Here is a 15,171-nt window from a genome sequence, read left to right as displayed (position 1 = left end):
AAAATCCCTATATTGTCACGAAAAATTTACAAATCTCAAAACCACCAGAAGCATGCCCAATAAAATTGCAATAATAAAAAGGGGTTTAAGCCAACTGCTCTTTACATTGCGGTGGTATTTGTCTTCATACAAACGGTCATTTTTAAAACTTAAATCCCTTTCAAACACATGATAGGTCTCTGTTTGGACATCTACCACTTCCACCACTTCGCCACTGATAATATCCTGTGCGACTTTAGAATCTTTAAGCGGTACTTTTAACTGCATTTCATTTTCTTGTGACGCCAAGATGACACGTGTACGAATCCCAGAGTGCGTCAATTTTAGTTCCTCTTCTAAAAAACATTTTTCATCTGTTTCATTTTTTTTCGCCTTAATTTTCTGCCATTTATATAAGTCCTCTATCGAAGTTGGTTGCATAAAAGCCTCCTATTTCATCCGGCCAAGAAGCCATCTTGACACATACTCAAGTACAAGGGCAAGTCCAACTGTAACAAGTGCAAGTGCAAGCACAGTTTGCGTTTCTATGTTAATTCTAGCAATTTGAAAAGAACGACCCATTGAGTCCTTGGTTTGACTCAATACCTCAGATGCAATCACTACTTTTAAGCTCAAGCTGGCAATGGTTAATACACCGGATTGAATATAAGGTTTAATTGAAGGTATGGTAATCTGTGAAAGTGTTTTAAAACGGCTCAGCCTAAAAACATGTGCCATCTCCAAGAGTTTTTTGTCTATGTTCCGATAGCCTTCAAGCACATTCCCATAAATTACAGGAAAGGTGATAAGAACGGTTACAAAAACAGGTGCCCAATACCCTGACATCCAAAGGACAACATAGACAATTAGAACAATCGTTGGAATTGTTTTTATAAGGAGCATCAAAGGGGCCAGTAAATAGTCTATAAACCTAAACTTGCCCGAGAGCATTCCCATGAGAATCCCCAGACAAGTACTGATAAAAGTCACAATAAGAACTCGGCCCAAAGTGCCTACCAACGCTTTAAAAAAATCTAGATCTTTTAAAAGAATACCTGCGGCCTTTAAGGTTTCCAAAGGGGTTGGCAATATAAACGGCTTATTAAGCGCCACAGCACCCAAATGCCAAATTAAAACCAATACCCCTGTAGAAATACTGATGCCAATTTTTTTGTTATGAGATTCACGCGGATTATTCACCTCTGTAGTAGAAGTTTTCATCAGGCATTTTCCCTCCTATGGATTCTGGCGCATCTTGCATCAACAATTCAAAAAAATGTTCAACTTTTTCTCTATTCTCATAAGCATTTTCATGCCGAATATTCATCCCTGGAATTGCATTTAAAAAAACAGGTGTCGGAATTCCAAGTTCCAGTTGTTCTGCATAAGACGCCGCCATGTCAGGGCTTAGGTGAAGCCACAAACCTGAATCCGTAAGATTTTTTTCAAACGCATCGACCAATTCTGGATAAGCTTCAGCAATTGCCTTTCTCACAACCAAACCCGATTGTGGAAATCCACCATCAAATCCTGAAATTTTATCATATTCTTCTTGAAGATCAAAAAGCACCTTATACTCAACATCCTTAATTTTTAGCGTTGAGAGTACTGGCTCAGGCATAATTGTAATTGTAGACTTACCCGCTATAAAAGTTGGGCCCACTTCTGTTGTACCCGCCAAATAAATTAAATTTAAATCCGTCTCAGGGTCTAACCCATTGGCTGTCAAAAGGCTTCTAAAGATCAAATCCGGTACAAGCCCCTGTCCAATCATATAGACATCTTTACCCTTTAACGCTTCCCATGTGGATATGTCCTCAGAAGTGACCATATAAAGGTTTCCGTGTGTATTGACGCTGACGAACTCATAAGGAATTCCCTTGTTGTACAACTTAATTGCCAAGTTCGTTGGAATAATTGCAAAATCAACTTCTTCAGCAATAATTTGTGATGCTAATAAATCTGTGGAGTTTATACTTTCATAGTGGACTTTAAAATTATCGCCCATTTCAGGTTGCTCATAAATCATTTTAAGCATGGCAATGGTTGTGGCACCTTCTGGTGTAATCACTCGAATGTCTAAAGGTGGGGCCGTTTCTTCGACTTCTGTACTTTCAGCAATAGTCGCTGGCTGAGTTTCTAAAACATCTGTTTCAACCACCGTATCTTGACTGCAACCCGTTAGGACAAGTGCAATCAGCGCACCAAGTATCACTAAATTTTTTTTCATAAGTTTTCCTCCCAATACAACTGTAATTTTTTCTTAAATTGAACCTGCTCGTTTTCATCCAATCGCCTTGGATGTTCTACTTCTATAACATCCTTAAGTCCAACAGGATGTTTGCCTAGTATTGCGATTCGATCCGCCGTCCATAAGGCTTCCTCTATATCGTGGGTTACAAAAACCACTGTTATTTTTCGTTCACGCCATACGCCTAGCAGGGTTTCAATTATTTTTGCTTTAAGCGCATAGTCCAAGGATTTAAAAGGTTCATCCAATAATAATAAACTTGGTTCAATGGCAAAAGCTCTGGCAATAGATACTCTTTGACGCATCCCACCACTCAAAACATCTGGTTTTTGATTTTTAACCGATTCAAGATCCATTTCACTTAATAAATGGTTTAAAGCTTCAGATGAAAGCGTTTCATTTACAAGGCATATATTTTCTTCAACTGTAAGCCAAGGCAGAAGTCTGTCCTCTTGAAAGACATACCCTATACGATTTGTGCCTAGAATCATTTTTCCAGAATCTTGATGCACAATGCCTGCTAGGATATGCAACAAAGTAGATTTTCCTGCGCCAGATGGACCCAGTATACAATATATTTCACCTTCTTTAATGCTAAGATTCAGTGATTCAAGTACTTGCATCCCCTGATAGGCTTTTGAAATCTGATGTAATTCAAGCATCTTACCCTCTCCAATCGGTTTTCAATTCATTGTAGCACAAAAAAAACCGTGCAACAATGCGCACGGTTACGAACTGAAAATATAACGTTCAAGTTTTTCATTTTCCATTTTTATCACTTCAAAATACATCAAATCATTTTCAATAATTATGTTTTTATCAATTAGCAAATCTGAAGCATTGATAATGTTCACCACATGGTCCATTTTCCATTGGTTTTTAGAACGAATTTTTGAAATCCATTTAGAAATAAGCCCTATTTCTTCATCATGATAAAACGTTAAAAAAATACGCCCATTTCTGCGTAAGATCCTTCTGGCTTCATAAATCACTGCCTCTGGTGCCCATAGAAATCCTCGTGTACAATGGATTACTACTTTGTCAATACTTTCAGGCATAATATCCAATCTTTGGTTTACATAATCAATAGATTGCGTTTTTCCATCTGGCATAACCATTTTGACATGGCTATCGCGCCATATTACGATTTGATCTACACTTTGAAAAGCTGTAGGATTAATTGTTTTAATCTCATTAATTGTCATATGTCACACCGTCCCATCCTTGTAACAAAATTATCACAAGAAGGTTGGAAATACAATAAACGACTTGTTAAGAATGTCATACGATTTGGTAATAATTATCTGACTATTTCTAAACAATTGCTCTAAACCTTTTATTTGACACACCTTCAATTATGTGCTAAATTGAAATGAGATAGAGGGAGTAACTGCCCATAAGGGAATTCAAGTCGTCAGAACGGATTTACATCCCGGCTTGGATGATTGTAAAATCGTGTGAGACTCTACAATTCCGGGTGAATTGTAGGGTTTTTTTATGCCCGTGATCCCAAAAAAAAGGAGATTTTTATGGAAGAATTAATTCTGAGTTTTTTAACACCCCTACCCACACTGGTTCTGTTTCTTATTATTGCAGGAACACTCTTTACCTTAAGCAAGGGGGCCGATGTTTTAATTGATGAAGCTGTTGCAATTTCAGCTAAATTGCGGATACCAAAAGCAGTTATCGGTGCAACAATTGTATCACTCGGGACAACACTCCCTGAAGTATCTGTTTCAGTAATGGCCGCAATCAATGGCAACCCCGACTTAGCACTTGGAAATGCTGTGGGATCCATTATCGCAGATACAGGTTTAATTGTAGGTATTGCCGCAATTTTAAGACCTATCGTTATTGATTACAATGCCGTTAGAGTTCAAAGTTGGTTGCAACTTGCAGCTGGCGCTTTGCTCGTTGTATTTGCCCTCCCAATTTTTTCAAGCGGAAGCACAGGTGTTATCACACAGTCTATGGGATTCGTAATGGTTGCCTTTTTAGGCATATACCTCTACTGGTCCTTTAAAAACTCTAAAAAAGAACAACTTAGTGAAATCGATGCTGAAATCCAAGAACATACCAATGAGAATTTAATCAAACAATTGGTCTTCATGGCTTTTGGTATGGCAGTTGTTATTCTGTCGTCTAAAGTTTTAATCCCTGCAGTTGAAATCTCTGCAATCCGAATTGGCGTCCCTCAAAGTATTATTGCAGCTACACTCGTTGCCTTTGGTACCAGTCTTCCTGAGTTAACCACAAGCGTAAAAGCAGTCTTAAGAGGGCATGGAGACCTGGCTATTGGAAATATAATTGGTGCAGATATACTAAACGTTTTATTTGTGCTTGGGGTTTCTGCAGCAGCCACACCACTTGGAATTACAGTACCATCCAATTTCTATAGCCTGCATTTCCCAGCTATGATGCTTATATTGGTCTTCTTTAGAATTTTTACATTAAACAAAGGCCATACCCTTAACCGAAAAGAAGGCTTCCTTTTAACAGGCCTCTATTTGGCCTATCTGGCACTTAACTATATCTAAGACTATAAGTTAAGCCTCTATTTGCATTACGCCCTCATCGGGTTTAAGTAAATAGAGGCTTTTTTTAACGGGTCACAAACTCACGTCTGGTTCGAATCAATTTTTCAAATATAGCGTATACAATGACACCCTTAAACAAACTGCTGATACTGATGCTCCACCAAATGCCATTGAGCCCTAAAAAAGTCATCTGACTAAAATATAAGGCCATTGGAATCCTCAATATGTTAAAGGCAATTCCAATAAGTGCTGCTGGCTTAGTATGACCAATGCCATTGAACGCACCCGTCGTTGTGATTTCTATACACATAAAAAGTTGAGACAAGCCTAGAATTCTTAAATAATCAATGCCAAGTGGAATTACATCTGGCTCCCGAATAAAAATCATAAACAACCATTTTGCACCGAAAAACAAAATAAACGTATTAAAAATACCGAGTGCAAATGCAATTTTAATGGCTGTTCTATACCCTTTTACAACACGTCCATATTGACCTGCACCATAGTTTTGACCTACAAAAGCACTTAAGGCAACCGATATACCCGTTGCTGTCATCCAAGTGATGGATTCAATTTGAGAGCCCACTTTCTGAGTTGCAATTGGACCAGGTCCATACACAGCAATAATGCGTGCAATTACCATTGAAATCAAAGTGAAAAACCCACTCTGTAAAGCCGGCGCACTTCCAAGTTTCATAATCTCTTTAAACCTAGATATTTGAATCCCTTTAAAAAAGACAAAGTGGTCAAATAAAGCATGCTTAAACTTTATATTATACACAAAAAGAACAAATACAATGCCTTGTGCAATAACTGTGGCAACGGCTGCACCTGCAACCCCCATTTTTGGAAATGGTCCCAACCCCAAAATTAATATTGGGTCTAATACAATGTTAATCAAAAGGCCCGTAACATTGAACTGAAAAGGCGTCCTACTGTCACCTCTACCATTGAAAATCCCTGTAAAAACTTGATTTGAAAATGGAAATATCATCCCCAGGCCCACAAGTGCCAGATATAAAGTTGCCATTGATTCTACATGAGAATCGCCTGTATTAAAAAATCCAATTAAAGGATTTCTAAAAACCACTATCCCTAGCCCATATAATACAGCAATAATCCAAACCAAAGCCAAACCATTCCGGGCATATTTTTCTGCCTGTAGATCTTCTTTTTTCCCTGTTGTCTGTGCAACCCTTATTTCTGTACCTGTTTTTGATAGGATGATGAAGGCCTGTGAAAACCAAACAAAAAAACCTGCTATGCCGACCGCTGCAACTGCATCTGACCCTAAAAATCCAATCCAAAACATATCTGTCAAGTTATAGGCCATTTGAACAAAACTGGTTCCCATAATTGGCAAAGCCATAACAATTAGACTCTTAAAAATATCCCCTGTTGTTAAATCCATCTTTTTGCTTTTTATCACAACACACCTCACATGACTTAAATCTCAACCATTATACCACAATTGTTTTAGATTGTTTATGGTTTTGTAATACCCCTGTAAGCAAAATGCGCTATAATAATAAGGTAACCTGTGAAAGGAGTATTTATGCGGATAACTGTTTCTTTAAGAAATAAAAGCATCGTGCTTTTTATAATGATATTACTTGTCTTCACCACACTACCAGCTTTTGCAGCTATTTTAAATGATATTGAAGGTCACTGGGCAGAAGCTTCCATTGAAAAAATGGTTGAACAAGGCATTATAAAAGGGTACGATGATGGGTCCTTTAAACCTGATAATGAAATAAAACGCATTGAATTTATAGCCTTAATGATTCGGGCATCCAACATTGAAATTGGTACTGAAAATACAGATCAATATTGGGGCGCCCCCTATGTAAAAGCTGCCCTAGATGCCGGCTATCTTGACGCTGACACTTTTGGAAGTTCTGCTTTTGAAGTATACGAGGCTGAAATCACACGCGAAGAAATGGCTTATATTGTTGTCAGGGCTTATATGGTCCATGATTACACCATTGATTCAGACTTATTTATTAAAGCCAGTGACCATTTAACAGATTATAATACAGCCAGTTCACAATTTTTAGACAGCACCATATCATCCGTTGCACTTGGTTTAATAACTGGCTATCCTGAAGGCGTTTTTAAACCTCTAGGGAAAGCCACAAGAGCTGAAGCAACTATTGTACTGGAACGATGGCTCAATCTTATGGAGAATCCTGAACCAACTGGTCAAGTAGATGCGAGCCATACTTACTCTGAAAGCCACCCTTTTTCAACACTTTCTAGTACATTTTCCATTGCAGACATTGAAATAGGGGATGCTGCTTCATTGGTGACAGAAATCTATGGGGTGCCTGTGCGTAAGGACCTAAGCCCATATGGTTTTCAGTGGTGGGTCTACCATACAGATTATTTCGACTATTTTATGGTGGGGGTTAATTCAAACGGCATAGTAGTTGCCCTCTATACAGCCTCCGACCAACTGGATTCATCTGTATCCATTGACATGTACGATTCAAAAATGCAACTCACAGCAGCCCTTGGAAATCCAATAGACGTAATTACCAAGGGTAAAGATCAGTACCTTCAGATCAATGATGCAGAATCAGCTGTCTTCTTAAAAGACAATGTCTATTTAACCGCTTATTTTGACTTATCCCCTACAGGAAATGCCACTATGTTCTCAACATTTATTATTGACGCTGCTACTGAAAAAAATACAAACAGCCTTTATGGCAGTCTAAATGACTCTGTAAGAGTCGCCTATGAAAAGCAGGTCTTTGATCTCAACAATGTCTATAGAGTTGCCAATGGCAAAACCCTTTTGACATGGAACGAGACAATTGCTTCCACAGCGCGAAAACACAGTGAAGATATGGCGAAGCGTGCGTTTTTTGATCATACCAACCCAAGTAACTTTTCACCTTTTGATCGAATTGCTTCCGATGGTATTGACTTTACCATTGCCGCAGAAAATATTGCAGCTGGGTACTTAAATCCATTTGCTGCACATGCCGGTTGGGTTAACTCACCTGGTCATAGAGAAAACCTTTTGCGCAATATTGAAAACTTAGGTGTTGGCGTCTACTTCGGTGGCCCATATGAAATCTATTACACACAAAATTATTTTTCAAAGTGATTTTTGGATTCCTCCATTAAAAATGCCACCTGAAGGCTTACGGGCCCAAGGTGGCATTTTTTATTCTTTTTTCTGACATTCTGGACAGATTCCCAAGATTTCCAAGTGATGCTCAAGAATCTTATACTGTGTTTGTTGGGCAAGCTTCACTTCGTATCCAGACAGTGGACACCCTTTTATTGGAACCACAGCCTTGCATTTAACACAAATCAAATGGTGTCTGTGCTCCATATGGTTAATCTCATATGTTGCTTTATCTTCAAGAGACAAATTTGACTTCAAGACCAACCCTTTTTTCACAAACAAATCCAACACCCTATAAACCGTTGATAAATTTACCGATTCAGTGTCAGACATGCCCATATAGATTTGTTCTGCACTTAAAGGTTCTTCCGAATCGTGCAAATATAAGTAAACGCTTTGTCTTTGAGATGTGTTTTTTATACCCACTTTTTTAAAGATCGCCTTCATGGATTCAGATGTCATAAGAGCCCCCTTCCTCTACCTTTGAACAATGCCTTTATAGAGCATCATAATTCCTAAAATAATACCATTAATCATGACAATGGCAGCACCTGACGGCAAATTCAAAACATAGGACCCTAGTAAGCCTACGACAACAGAAAACACAGAAATAATAGCCGCTATAATAATTGTTGATTTAAAATTCTTTGAAATTTGAAGTGCCGATACTGTTGGAAAAATAATCATACTTGAAATCAACATGGTTCCAACAACGCGAATGCCCAATACAATTGTAACGGAAGTCAAAGTTGCAATCAAATAATTTCGCCGCTTAGTGGGAATCCCAATTACACTTGAAAAAGCTTCGTCATGGGTGATTGCAAATAAATCATTATAATAAAAAATTACTGTGAAGATTACACCTATAGCCAAAATAACGGAAAGCCATAAATCGGTCTTTTGAATGGCCAAAATACTCCCAAACAAGTAACTGAATAAGTCCACATTGAATCCGCCTGAAACACTTGAAATTAGAACGCCAAGCGCAACTGAAAATGAAGAAACAAGTCCAATGGCTGCATCCCCATGTATACCGGCTTTTTCATTGAGATTCATAATCAAAATTGAACTCACTGTGACAATTGGGATTGAAACAAAAAGTGGTGATGCGCCTAAAAAAAGTGCAATGGCTACTGTTGCAAAACTCACGTGGGCAAGTCCATCTCCAATCATTGAAAATTTCTTGAGGACCAAGAAAATTCCCAACATAGCACTGCTTAATCCAATTAAAACGCCAACAATTAAGGCGCGTTGCATAAAGCCATATGACAAAGCTTCTTGAATTAAATTAATCGTTGAGTTCATGATGATGCAACCCCCTCGCCATACTGAAATTTATATCAAATGCAGCACTTGACCCATAATAAACAAGTTCTCGGTCCAATACCATCATTTTTTTAGAATACCTTTTTATACTGGACAAGTCGTGAGACACCAATATGACAGTGGTCCCATCATTTTCATTGATGGACTTAATGAGTGCAAAAAATTCTGATCGAACGCGTGGGTCTAACGCACTGGTTGGTTCATCCAAAATTAAAAGTTTTGGCCTGCTCACCATTGCCCGCGCCAATAGAACTCGTTGTTGCTGCCCACCTGATAAATCACCTATTTTTTTATTTTTAAGGCCTAAGATTCCCAGTTTTTCCAAAATCGACTCAATGGCAAGCTCATCATTCTTTGTAATGCGTTTGGGGAATTTCTTTCCCCCAAGTAACCCAATTCCTACAATTTCTCTAACTTCAGCTGGAAAAAGCGTATTGCCAGTTACAGCAACTTGAGGCAAATAGCCGATACCAGTATGGCCTCTTCCAACACCTGAGTACTGAATTTTCCCCTTCTCAATTGGGACCAGGCCTAGAATCGCTTTCATTAGTGTGGATTTTCCAGACCCATTAGCGCCAACCAATCCAATATAATCTCCTGCCTGAACGTCAAAGCTTACATCTGTTAATACAATATTTTCACCGTAACGCACCGTTACATTTTCAGCACGAATCAAACTATTCATTATAATCCAGTCCTATCTTTAATCGGTCTAAGTTTTCATACATAAAGTCAAAGTACGTCTTACCCTGATCTTTCTCATCTTTGGTTACATTGTGAGCAGCGTGTAGCAAAAGCATTTCAACACCTGCTTCTTCAGCGATTATTTTTGCAATCTTAGGGTCAATTAACTCTTCAAAAAATAGAGCGTTTGCACCAGTTTCTCGAATGGTTTCAATGAGTTGTGCAAGCTTCTGAGGCGAAGGTTCGGCATCTGGCGAAAACCCTTCATAAGGCGAAATATGCTTTAAATGATACCGGTCCACAAAATATCCAAAAGCAAAGTGACCCCCAGATATTATCGTATCCGATTTTGAATTTTCAACCACATGGCGAATTGCCTCGTCCAAGGTTGTTAACTCTTGTATAAGAACGTCAGCATTTTCCTTATAAAACGTTTGATTTTCAGGATCTATTTGGATCACTGCATCCCGTATGGTTTCTACCATAACAATTGCAAAATTAGGATCTGTCCAGTAGTGAGGATCCATCATATGTGCATGTTCATCTTCATGTGTGTGTTCATCCTCGTGCACGTGTACATGACCTTCATGAACACTGGTTAAATCAATATTCTCACTAAGGTCCACAATGACACCTTCGTAATCCCCAACCAATCGCGTTGCCCAAGGTTCCATAACATCTCCAGTATACAAGAATAAATCCGATCCATAAAGTGAGACCATTTCTTGAGGTGTCGGCTCAAATGAGTGTGGTTCGATGCCTGGTGGTAAAATCAGTGTCACCTCACCCTTATCTCCAATAACTTGTCTGGCAAAATCATACTGAGGGAATAAAGAAGCAACAACAGTTAAAGTATCTTCATTAGAATTCAGTGGTTCTGGTGAAGCCACAGGTGTTTCTTCTTGGTCTACAGCACATGCTGAGATTCCCATACTAATCAATAGTATTATCAATAAAAGTCCTATCTTATTCATAGATTAATCTCCGTATAAATTTAATAAACGCAAATGCAAGTGATTTGCATTTGCGTTTATTATAGCACTTTCTCTATTTTTGTCAAGCGACTTTCTTTTTAGACACATTCAGTTCAATAATCAATATAGCTGCGAAAATAAGGCCACATCCGATAATCATAATTGGTGTCATCACTTCATTTAAAAGTAAAACACCTAATAGTGCTGCAAATACGGACTCAAGCGAAAGGAGAATGGAAACGTGTGACGATGCCGTATATTTTTGTGCAACTGTTTGAACTGTAAAACACAAAAATGTAGAAAAGACAGCCAAATATACAATTGCCACCCAAGCCCTTCCGGGTAACTGACTTGGGATTGGCTCCACTATAAGTGCCGTAATCACAAACAAAACCGCAGCCACTGCAATTTGTAGAAAAGCCAACTTAAAAACATTCATATCTTTCGCAAAGTACTCCACAGCAATTATATGTGCTGCAAAAAATAAGGCACATATAAGCGTTAGATAGTCACCAATGTTCAATGACGTAACACCATCAAGACCAATTAAACCAATTCCAACAAGTGTTATAAAACTGGCAGCAAAAACTTTGAGTTTTGGCCTTTTGCGGTAAAAAGCCCAAAATAGAAAGGGGACCATTACAACATAGGTTGCCGTCAAAAATCCTTGCTTTGAAGCTGTTGTATATTGTAACCCTAAAGTTTGAGCTGTAAACGCCAAAAACAGCAAAAGTCCAACCACACTTCCATGCTTTAAGTCCGACTTGCTAATTTTCCCAATCCATTTAAATAAAAAGAGATAGAGTACTAACGTCGCCAAAACAAATCTAAGTGCCATTAAAACCATTGGTGTAACCGTATTAAGCGCATCTTTAACAGCTACAAAACCACCACCCCAAACAAAAGCCACAAATAAAAGGCTTAAATCAGATAAATATTTCTTTTGTTTATCTCCTAGTTTCACCATTATGACGATTCCCCTTATCCCTATTATTTTTTACAAATTTCATAAGTTCTGTAAGCTCACTTTGCGTCAAGTACCGCCAAGCACCTTCCTTAAGACCCTCTAATTGAATATGCATAATCCGTGTCCGCTTCAATTTTACCACTTGATAGCCAAGCGCCGCACACATTCGGCGAATTTGTCTATTGAGTCCTTGATTTAAAGTGATTTCAAAGGTTTTTTCTGACAGTTTTCTGACTTTGCAAGGTTTGGTCACAACATGTTCTTTCTTAACTGGATTAAAAATACGAACCCCTTTGCCCATCCGCTTTGTAAAATCTTTCTGAAGTGGTTTATTTACAGATACAACATACCTTTTATCATGGTTATTTTCTTCTCTTAAAATTGCATTGACAATACTACCATCGCTTGTCAAGATAATCAGTCCCTCTGAATCCTTATCCAAACGCCCAACTGGAAAAATACGGTCCTTATGACCAATATAATCAATAATGTTCCCTTCAATGTGGCGTTCAGTGGTACAAGTAATGCCCACTGGTTTATTTAAAATCAAATAAATATGCTTTTGGGCAGGAACCACCAGCTGACCATCTACCAAAACACGATCAGATCCTTTGATATCTTGTCCTAAAATTGCCTTTACACCATTTACAAAAACACGGCCTTCCAAAATGAATTTATCGGCTTCTCTTCTTGAACATAATCCAGAAGCACTGATGTAATTGTTCAATCTCAAAATGATTACTCTCCCTTAATATATTAAATCTTACCTTCATTTGAATCCATACCAAGAACAATGCTATAATGAAATGATTGAGCAAACAACTTGGAGGATGCCATGACAAATCCCAAACTCGAATACACCCCCACAAACATTTTAGTTGATGGCAAATGCTATGTGCGGATACCCGTAAAAACCCATCTGATAACCCGTAAAGACAATTTGATGGAAGTGGTTCAAAAATACACACACGATTTAGTATTGCCAGGTGATATCATCTGTATTGCAGAAAAAGTGGTGGCGATAACGCAGGGACGTTCAATCCCTGTTTCTAAAATTAATTCAGGACACTTGGCTGAGTTTCTTTGCCGGACGTTCAGAAAGCGCGCTGGTTTATGTACACCTGAAACCATGCAAGTTGCTGTCAATGAGTGCGGTCGATTAAAAATGATTCGAGCCTTTACAGCTGGATGGATTCTTGAGAAATTAGGCAAAAAAGATGCTTTTGATGACATTGCAGGTTATAAGGCAATTGCTATTGCCCCACCTTCTCCTGATGATATTCCCCCATTTAATACACACATTATCATGGCTCCTCTTATGCCGGACTCTGTCGCTGTAGAATTAAGCGAATTATATGATGATGTAAAAGTTGCAATCATTCATAGAGATGCGCATAATCTAAAAATCCTTGGTGCATCACATGACAGTATGAATCGACGTACACTTCGAAAAATTCTAATAGACAACCCCTTAGGTCAACATTTGGAGCAAACGCCCATTGGAATAATTCGAAAAATTTGATTAAGCATAAGACATTCGGGTAATAATGATAATAATTATCATTAAATCGGAGGTGTTTCCATGGATAAAAGTCAAAAAGTCGAAAAGCTTGGTTCTAGTAAAACTGAAGCTTGGGCAGATACTAAGACACTTGAAAAAGAAAGTAAAGTTAACATCCCATCCCAAACTGCCGTAGAAGATGCAAAAGAATGGGTTGAAGAAAACGAAAAATAAAAAAACCGACAAAGAGACAGCTCCAAAAAATTTGGAGCTGTTATTTTTTTAAAATAAGTTGCATTTCATCAATCAATATTGCATAAGCCTCTGTAGATATTTTTGTATATCTGGTGTGATTTTCAACTAAAACTTCTATCAAATTGGAATCTTCCAATTTGTAAGTCCCAACAAGCCTAAGATTGACACATGTATCATGTAGATTTTTAGCAATCGCTTGAAAGGACTCCAATCTTTTGTTTAGCAAAACCAAAGACGCATCATTACTGAGGATTATTTGATGAATATACCGGATCTTCTTTGAAAGCATGCGTTTTGAATGGATATACTTTTCCTGTAAATCTTCTAATTCAGGCGCCACATACATAAACTCTTCAAAAAGCTCGCATTGACGGTCTAATTCAAAAGATTTCATACTGTCAGGATTTAAATAGGGTAATTTAACAGAAAGTCTTGAGAATCTAAATGGAATCATCCGCCGAACATCCAGCTTAAGCCTTGCCATTAAAGGTTGTTTTAAGTCTTCTAGTATATTTAAAGTTTGGCGATTCATAGAAGAGCCATAGCCGTCAATGAATACATCTAACTCTCGAATGCGTGACGTTTTATCAAAATATTTCTTCGATTGGATATCAAGATAGCGGTAATCTCCAGCACGCATAGCAGGTTTATAAAAATAAAGAAGGGCTCTAAATAATCGGATACTCTCCCGATAGGCATGTATACTATCATGATTAAAATCAAGCCTGATCATCTCTTTTAGTTTTTCATCCATTTCAGATAAATGGATTGTAAATAGTCCTTCTATTTCATAGGCATTCAATCCGTTACGCCCCCTGTTTTATAGTATGGATTTTGAACGCCAAACCACACTATTTTACCATATTTTTTAAAGCCAAGTCGCTCAACCAATGCGACAGAAGCGGCATTTCCTACGACAATATGCAAATAAGGCATTTCACCTTTTTGAATCACTTGATGAATCAAATGTTTTGAGAGCCATTCGCCAAGGCCTTTTCTCCTATGTGATTCTAAAGTATACATGATCCCTAGAGAACCATCCTCCCTTTGAACGACCCAAGAAACCGGCAAGCCCTTATATCTTGCACATTGAGTAGGTTGGTTTTCGATAATAGATTCAATATACCCAATCCCATCATCTTTATAGGTATAATGCTCAAAAACTTTTGAAATATCCGATTTTCTTAGAACATCCAAAGTATAAGCCTTTGATTCAAATGTATATTCAGAGGTCAGCCCCTCATATCCTGTCCCATCATAATAGTAAAGCCAACAAATTTCAGTCCAGTTTATTTTATAATTTGATTTTAACGCTTCATATTGTCTGATTGGAATACCTGCTAAACTTATTTCACCATGCATTGACCTTAATTTTAAATACCGATCAAAATGTTCATTGAATGTCTCTGGGACTTCATCAGAAGGAATGGCAAACCCATTATGTTCAGCCACAAAAAAAGACCCATCCTCATAAAATTGAACTTGATTCTTTGGGTTCCATAGTCTACCTTTAATATTTACATATTTAACAGATTCAAAGTTCATAGAATTAACCATCCTG

The 15,171-nt window shown here is 38.0% G+C and carries 18 protein-coding genes; 4 read left to right on the top strand and 14 right to left on the bottom strand.

Features of this window, described 5'->3' with window-relative positions; genetic code table 11:
* Window positions 1-15: 15 nt before the first annotated feature.
* From JOC49_RS03925 to JOC49_RS03905, 5 genes are all read right to left on the bottom strand, one after another.
* Entirely contained in the window at window positions 16-420 is a 405-nt protein-coding gene (locus JOC49_RS03925) for a hypothetical protein (protein WP_204662588.1), read from the bottom strand.
* A 9-nt stretch (window positions 421-429) separates the two neighbouring features.
* Window positions 430-1,200, bottom strand: a complete 771-nt coding sequence (locus JOC49_RS03920) for an ABC transporter permease (RefSeq protein WP_204662587.1) — start codon at window positions 1,198-1,200, stop codon at window positions 430-432.
* Entirely contained in the window at window positions 1,172-2,209 is a 1,038-nt protein-coding gene (locus tag JOC49_RS03915; RefSeq protein WP_204662586.1) for an ABC transporter substrate-binding protein, read from the bottom strand. Before JOC49_RS03915 ends, JOC49_RS03920 begins: the two co-directional genes overlap by 29 nt.
* Window positions 2,206-2,892: an ABC transporter ATP-binding protein gene (locus tag JOC49_RS03910; RefSeq protein WP_204662585.1), complete on the bottom strand. Its 687-nt coding sequence runs from the start codon at window positions 2,890-2,892 to the stop codon at window positions 2,206-2,208. Before JOC49_RS03910 ends, JOC49_RS03915 begins: the two co-directional genes overlap by 4 nt.
* A 66-nt stretch (window positions 2,893-2,958) precedes the next feature.
* Window positions 2,959-3,435 carry a class I SAM-dependent methyltransferase gene (locus tag JOC49_RS03905; protein ID WP_204662584.1) on the bottom strand — a complete coding sequence of 159 codons (477 nt, stop codon included), beginning with the start codon at window positions 3,433-3,435 and terminating at the stop codon, window positions 2,959-2,961.
* Window positions 3,436-3,759: 324 nt separating this feature from the next.
* Between JOC49_RS03905 and JOC49_RS03900 the strand changes: the two genes are divergently transcribed.
* On the top strand, window positions 3,760-4,767 hold the full coding sequence (locus JOC49_RS03900) for a calcium/sodium antiporter (protein WP_204662583.1): 1,008 nt from the start codon (window positions 3,760-3,762) through the stop codon (window positions 4,765-4,767).
* A 64-nt stretch (window positions 4,768-4,831) separates the two neighbouring features.
* Here the strand turns inward: JOC49_RS03900 and JOC49_RS03895 are convergent, their stop codons facing one another.
* Window positions 4,832-6,178 carry an MATE family efflux transporter gene (locus tag JOC49_RS03895; RefSeq protein WP_204662829.1) on the bottom strand — a complete coding sequence of 449 codons (1,347 nt, stop codon included), beginning with the start codon at window positions 6,176-6,178 and terminating at the stop codon, window positions 4,832-4,834.
* Between the two features lie 144 nt (window positions 6,179-6,322).
* Between JOC49_RS03895 and JOC49_RS03890 the strand changes: the two genes are divergently transcribed.
* Entirely contained in the window at window positions 6,323-7,879 is a 1,557-nt protein-coding gene (locus tag JOC49_RS03890; protein ID WP_204662581.1) for a CAP-associated domain-containing protein, read from the top strand.
* A gap of 60 nt (window positions 7,880-7,939) precedes the next feature.
* Here the strand turns inward: JOC49_RS03890 and JOC49_RS03885 are convergent, their stop codons facing one another.
* The 6 genes from JOC49_RS03885 to JOC49_RS03860 all read right to left on the bottom strand — a co-directional run bounded on the left by JOC49_RS03885 (window position 7,940) and on the right by JOC49_RS03860 (window position 12,587).
* A complete protein-coding gene (locus tag JOC49_RS03885) occupies window positions 7,940-8,365 on the bottom strand; it encodes a Fur family transcriptional regulator (protein ID WP_204662579.1) in 426 nt (141 codons plus the stop codon).
* A gap of 15 nt (window positions 8,366-8,380) precedes the next feature.
* Entirely contained in the window at window positions 8,381-9,208 is an 828-nt protein-coding gene (locus JOC49_RS03880; protein WP_204662577.1) for a metal ABC transporter permease, read from the bottom strand.
* On the bottom strand, window positions 9,192-9,914 hold the full coding sequence (locus tag JOC49_RS03875; protein ID WP_204662575.1) for a metal ABC transporter ATP-binding protein: 723 nt from the start codon (window positions 9,912-9,914) through the stop codon (window positions 9,192-9,194). The genes JOC49_RS03880 and JOC49_RS03875 overlap by 17 nt, the downstream gene beginning before the upstream one ends.
* Window positions 9,907-10,887, bottom strand: coding sequence for a metal ABC transporter solute-binding protein, Zn/Mn family (locus JOC49_RS03870; protein ID WP_204662573.1), 981 nt, complete (start codon window positions 10,885-10,887; stop codon window positions 9,907-9,909). Before JOC49_RS03870 ends, JOC49_RS03875 begins: the two co-directional genes overlap by 8 nt.
* 82 nt (window positions 10,888-10,969) lie before the next feature.
* Window positions 10,970-11,854: a DMT family transporter gene (locus JOC49_RS03865; RefSeq protein WP_204662571.1), complete on the bottom strand. Its 885-nt coding sequence runs from the start codon at window positions 11,852-11,854 to the stop codon at window positions 10,970-10,972.
* Window positions 11,835-12,587 carry a pseudouridine synthase gene (locus JOC49_RS03860; RefSeq protein ID WP_204662569.1) on the bottom strand — a complete coding sequence of 251 codons (753 nt, stop codon included), beginning with the start codon at window positions 12,585-12,587 and terminating at the stop codon, window positions 11,835-11,837. Before JOC49_RS03860 ends, JOC49_RS03865 begins: the two co-directional genes overlap by 20 nt.
* 102 nt (window positions 12,588-12,689) lie before the next feature.
* On the opposite strand from JOC49_RS03860, the gene JOC49_RS03855 reads away from it, so the two are divergent.
* The gene (locus tag JOC49_RS03855) at window positions 12,690-13,376 is read left to right on the top strand and encodes a coenzyme F420-0:L-glutamate ligase (RefSeq protein WP_204662567.1); all 687 of its coding nucleotides are present in this window, start codon (window positions 12,690-12,692) and stop codon (window positions 13,374-13,376) included.
* Between the two features lie 60 nt (window positions 13,377-13,436).
* The gene (locus JOC49_RS03850) at window positions 13,437-13,589 is read left to right on the top strand and encodes a CDIF630_02480 family spore surface protein (protein ID WP_204662563.1); all 153 of its coding nucleotides are present in this window, start codon (window positions 13,437-13,439) and stop codon (window positions 13,587-13,589) included.
* 40 nt (window positions 13,590-13,629) lie between these two features.
* On the opposite strand, the gene JOC49_RS03845 is transcribed toward JOC49_RS03850, so the two are convergent.
* Both JOC49_RS03845 and JOC49_RS03840 read right to left on the bottom strand, forming a co-directional pair.
* Window positions 13,630-14,412 carry a CHAD domain-containing protein gene (locus JOC49_RS03845; protein WP_204662560.1) on the bottom strand — a complete coding sequence of 261 codons (783 nt, stop codon included), beginning with the start codon at window positions 14,410-14,412 and terminating at the stop codon, window positions 13,630-13,632.
* Window positions 14,409-15,155 (bottom strand): GNAT family N-acetyltransferase, encoded by a 747-nt coding sequence (locus JOC49_RS03840; RefSeq protein WP_204662558.1) that lies wholly within the window; start codon window positions 15,153-15,155, stop codon window positions 14,409-14,411. The genes JOC49_RS03845 and JOC49_RS03840 overlap by 4 nt, the downstream gene beginning before the upstream one ends.
* Window positions 15,156-15,171 lie beyond the last annotated feature (16 nt).

The sequence above is a fragment of the Fusibacter tunisiensis genome, assembly GCF_016908355.1.
In the GTDB taxonomy this organism is placed as follows: domain Bacteria; phylum Bacillota; class Clostridia; order Peptostreptococcales; family Acidaminobacteraceae; genus Fusibacter_D; species Fusibacter_D tunisiensis.
This window is presented reverse-complemented; position numbering and strand designations above follow the sequence as displayed.

Coding starts and splice junctions, on each gene's coding strand:
- JOC49_RS03925 (WP_204662588.1), bottom strand. CDS start 420: ATGCAACCAACTTCGATAGAGGACTTATATAAATGGCAGAAAATTAAG.
- JOC49_RS03890 (WP_204662581.1), top strand. CDS start 6,323: ATGCGGATAACTGTTTCTTTAAGAAATAAAAGCATCGTGCTTTTTATA.
- JOC49_RS03885 (WP_204662579.1), bottom strand. CDS start 8,365: ATGACATCTGAATCCATGAAGGCGATCTTTAAAAAAGTGGGTATAAAA.
- JOC49_RS03865 (WP_204662571.1), bottom strand. CDS start 11,854: ATGGTGAAACTAGGAGATAAACAAAAGAAATATTTATCTGATTTAAGC.
- JOC49_RS03910 (WP_204662585.1), bottom strand. CDS start 2,892: ATGCTTGAATTACATCAGATTTCAAAAGCCTATCAGGGGATGCAAGTA.
- JOC49_RS03880 (WP_204662577.1), bottom strand. CDS start 9,208: ATGAACTCAACGATTAATTTAATTCAAGAAGCTTTGTCATATGGCTTT.
- JOC49_RS03875 (WP_204662575.1), bottom strand. CDS start 9,914: ATGAATAGTTTGATTCGTGCTGAAAATGTAACGGTGCGTTACGGTGAA.
- JOC49_RS03915 (WP_204662586.1), bottom strand. CDS start 2,209: ATGAAAAAAAATTTAGTGATACTTGGTGCGCTGATTGCACTTGTCCTA.
- JOC49_RS03855 (WP_204662567.1), top strand. CDS start 12,690: ATGACAAATCCCAAACTCGAATACACCCCCACAAACATTTTAGTTGAT.
- JOC49_RS03900 (WP_204662583.1), top strand. CDS start 3,760: ATGGAAGAATTAATTCTGAGTTTTTTAACACCCCTACCCACACTGGTT.
- JOC49_RS03920 (WP_204662587.1), bottom strand. CDS start 1,200: ATGAAAACTTCTACTACAGAGGTGAATAATCCGCGTGAATCTCATAAC.
- JOC49_RS03840 (WP_204662558.1), bottom strand. CDS start 15,155: ATGAACTTTGAATCTGTTAAATATGTAAATATTAAAGGTAGACTATGG.
- JOC49_RS03895 (WP_204662829.1), bottom strand. CDS start 6,178: ATGGATTTAACAACAGGGGATATTTTTAAGAGTCTAATTGTTATGGCT.
- JOC49_RS03905 (WP_204662584.1), bottom strand. CDS start 3,435: ATGACAATTAATGAGATTAAAACAATTAATCCTACAGCTTTTCAAAGT.
- JOC49_RS03850 (WP_204662563.1), top strand. CDS start 13,437: ATGGATAAAAGTCAAAAAGTCGAAAAGCTTGGTTCTAGTAAAACTGAA.
- JOC49_RS03870 (WP_204662573.1), bottom strand. CDS start 10,887: ATGAATAAGATAGGACTTTTATTGATAATACTATTGATTAGTATGGGA.